Annotated in this window: 4 protein-coding genes; 1 reads left to right on the forward strand and 3 read right to left on the reverse strand. The window is 40.9% G+C overall.

Annotation, left to right across the window (positions count from 1 at the left end; genetic code table 11):
* The 3 genes from ACYC56_RS14020 to ACYC56_RS14030 form a co-directional block, all read right to left on the reverse strand.
* A partial coding sequence (locus ACYC56_RS14020; RefSeq protein WP_461374792.1) for a PaaI family thioesterase occupies window positions 1-400 on the reverse strand: 400 nt, incomplete at its 3' end.
* A 311-nt stretch (window positions 401-711) separates the two neighbouring features.
* On the reverse strand, window positions 712-1077 hold the full coding sequence (locus ACYC56_RS14025) for an EamA family transporter (RefSeq protein WP_461374793.1): 366 nt from the start codon (window positions 1075-1077) through the stop codon (window positions 712-714).
* 9 nt (window positions 1078-1086) lie between these two features.
* Complete coding sequence (locus ACYC56_RS14030; RefSeq protein WP_461374794.1) at window positions 1087-1830, reverse strand: class I SAM-dependent methyltransferase; 744 nt, start codon at window positions 1828-1830, stop codon at window positions 1087-1089.
* Window positions 1831-2254: 424 nt separating this feature from the next.
* Between ACYC56_RS14030 and ACYC56_RS14035 the strand changes: the two genes are divergently transcribed.
* On the forward strand, window positions 2255-2923 hold the full coding sequence (locus ACYC56_RS14035) for a CBS and ACT domain-containing protein (RefSeq protein WP_461374795.1): 669 nt from the start codon (window positions 2255-2257) through the stop codon (window positions 2921-2923).
* Window positions 2924-2987 lie beyond the last annotated feature (64 nt).

The raw sequence follows: 2987 nt of genomic DNA on the forward strand, positions 1-2987 counted from the left end.
GCCTTTTGCGATAAGCCAGGGCCTGACAGGATGCGATCAAATTCCCCTGTTCATCCTTCACCCGGATGTTGTAATTAGCCGTCTTTGAAGTCCGGCTGTATTCTTTGGCCACTGCTGTCAGTTGGTTCCCGGGAGCCGGAGAAGCGATATAGGTGATATTCATATTTAAGGCCAAGGCTATCGTCCCATAGGCATTGCAGGCGGTTTGGAAGGCCTCGTCGATCAAGGCGAAAACAGCCCCCCCGTGGGCCATGCCGAATATGTTTTCCATGTCCGGGGTAAAGGTCATCGTCACTTTGGAATATCCTTCCTCAAGATCTATCAGTTTCAACCCGAACTTTTCAGCAAACGGTTCACGGCCTACTTGCCGGAATAAGGCCTCTTTAATCCGGTCATCCATCTTCGTTTTTAATGTTCCTTTCCACCCTTCGGGATTCAACCGCATAACCTAAGACAAAGCATCATTGGATCATTATATTTAAAATACTATTATATGTCTATGCCATTTAACCATTTTAAGCAATTTAAAATCCTTCTGGAAGAATTGTTTTGACTTAAGGGCTATTGCCAAAGACCGGACTAATATGAATATCTCATTCCAAAAGCCTGCCGTCTCAGATGAGATCTATTGTCAGAAAATATGCCTTTCCTGTTTTAAAAGGAATGGACTTTGGTCAGAGGCTTTTAAATATCGATGAAATTTAAGACGAGTCAGCGGCTGTATTCAATAAAAAAAACTCCTAAGATAAGTAATAATATCCCGGTAATCCGGGCCGGGGAGATGTGTTCATGAAATAAGAGGAAGGATCCGATCAAGACAATGATATACCCCAGGCTGGATAGGGGATAGGCGTAACTAACCTCTTCTTTGGCCAAAACGGCCAGCCACAAAACAGCTCCGGCCCCAAAGGATAAAAATCCAAGGAGGACATAGCCATTAATAAGACCATAGCCCATTAACTTCCATATGGAAGCTTGTTGGTTAGAATGATCCAAAATCATCATTCCTTTTTTAAAAAATAATTGGCCGAAAGAGGATAAGACCACCGAGGCTAAAATTAAAAGTAAATGGGACATGGGGTACCGTTACCTTTTTTTCCCTAAGATTAACAGTGATGATCCCCAGGGAAAGTTTAAAAATTTTAGTAGGTTCGCTTCCCAACCCAAAAGAGCCGCCAGAAATTTATTCAGATGGTGGTTGGTTTGTTTTAAGTCGGAATGAATAGTTGGCTTAAAGAAAATCAGGCTTAGTTTTCCCAACAACCTGAATAGAACGACAATAGGAAAAATAATAAAATAGAGATAAGTGCTCTGTTGTATTGAAAAATGGGATGATTTTAATTTGGCCTTCAGTTCTTTCAAGGTATAGCGATGCCTGGCCATGACCGCAATATCATGGGTACTTTTTAAAAATTCAAAGGCCGAATCGGTAATCAATATTAACCCATTGGGGTCCAACAATTCATAAATTTGTTCAAGTACTTCATCATCATCCAGAATATGTTGATGATACAAAACATCCAGCAGAGCGATGAGGTGAAAGGTCCCTCTCTTGAATGGGAGTTTGTTGGCGTCTCCTTTAATCAAGGGAAATTTACTTCTTTGGCGGGAATATTCACAGGCCGCTCCATGACGGTCCAGGCCGAATACCTTTCCATAGTTTTTAAATAATTCTATCATGCCGCCGGTTCCACACCCGACATCCAGGATGTTACCTCCTTTATCTTTTAAATGGTAATCCAATACAATTTTAATGTATTTCTTTTTGGCTATAAACCACCAGTGACTGTTTTCCAAACGATACATGATTTCATATTCACGATCCAACATGATAGAAGTTCTTTAATTTTCCCCGATGTAATCAAATAAACAAAAGGCCTGTTTAAATCAATGTTGCGCTTCCTGGCCTACACTACTTTATTGTTAAATAATTATAATAGATTAGGCAGTGAACAACTTTAAGAAAAATGGGGATTGCCTGTCAAGGATTATTTTGCCCCGAACCCTTTCAACTTTAAGGCCGCTACTGAAAAGAGAGCATCTTCCGAGTAAACCGAATAAAAGAATTTTAGGTGGCTGGAAATACCGCTCAAAAGGCAGGATATCCCTATTCTTTTTGCGGATCCTCCTTGTTCCAAATAAAACTTGACAATCTTTCCAATCATACTAATATATTACTAAAAAAGGGGGGAAATTTTCCTGAGTAAAGTCAGGATGACCGGCTTTAAACTAATATTACAGCGGAGGAAAACCCATGTTAGTTAAAGGATGGATGACCAGCGATGTTATTACCATTGATGAAGAAACTTCCATGATGAAGGCCTCACAGATTATGAAGGAAAATAATGTCCGCCGTTTGCCGGTCATGCGTAAAGGGAAATTGATCGGCATGGTGACCGACAGGGATATTAAAGAGGCCTCCCCTTCCAAGGCCACTACTTTAGATATTCATGAATTGTATTATCTGCTTTCAGAATTAAAAATAAAAGATATCATGAGAAAAAATCTGATCACCGTCGGGCCGGAAGAAACGGTAGAAAAGGCGGCCGTTAAGATGCTGGAACATCGGATTTCAGGGTTGCCTGTGGTCAATGATAAAGGGAAAGTGGTCGGAGTGATCACGCAGGGGGATATCTTCAAGGTTCTGGTTTCCTTGACCGGTATTTATCGAGGGGGCATCCAATTGGCCTTTAACTTGGAAGATCGACCGGGTTCGATAAAAGATGTGGCCGATGTAATACGCAAAAACGGAGGTCGAATGGTCAGTATCTTGACTTCCTATGACATGTGTGAGGAAAATTGCCGTCATGTGTATATCCGCATCAAAGATATACCCGAGGACAAATTAAAGGCCTTGACCGAAGATTTGGATAAAAATTTTATCCTCCTTTATGTAGTCAAAGATTCCCTTAAAGATATTTAATAGTTTTCAGCCCAAGCTAACAAAAAAGCCCCTTGCCTTCCCTTCCTTAAAGACAAGGGGCTTT

The organism is Candidatus Aquicultor sp. (assembly GCF_054640775.1).